The sequence below is a fragment of the Acidovorax sp. ACV01 genome, assembly GCF_014851495.1.
Classification (GTDB): Bacteria; Pseudomonadota; Gammaproteobacteria; order Burkholderiales; family Burkholderiaceae_C; genus Acidovorax; species Acidovorax radicis.
In genome coordinates this window covers 1-255 of sequence record NZ_JACUZT010000028.1, presented here as the reverse complement: position 1 = coordinate 255, position 255 = coordinate 1, and the positions used below count along the sequence as shown (strand labels likewise).

Annotated in this window: 1 pseudogene; it reads left to right on the top strand. The window is 58.0% G+C overall.

Annotated features, from left to right (window positions below):
• Nucleotides 1–115: pseudogene (locus IB243_RS27535) on the top strand (AAA family ATPase); the annotation flags it as partial.
• Nucleotides 116–255: the final 140 nt, after the last annotated feature.

The window sequence follows — 255 nt, the reverse complement described above, 5'->3', positions numbered from 1 at the left end:
AAACGAGAGCCATCGATTCCTGCACAGCAGTGCTACGGCGAAGAAGCGCATCAAGGCCAGAGAGCAGACCCGCAAGACAGGCACCAAGGCCGATTCACCAGACGCCACCGATTGACGACTACCGCTCGTGGCAAGGCGCTACGGGCTTCGCCCTTCGCGCCTTATGAGTTCGATCACAAGAAGCGAAAAGAGGCCACAGAACAAGGCAAGGCATACACTTATCCACAGCCGACCATCACAGCGTCGGCTTCCACC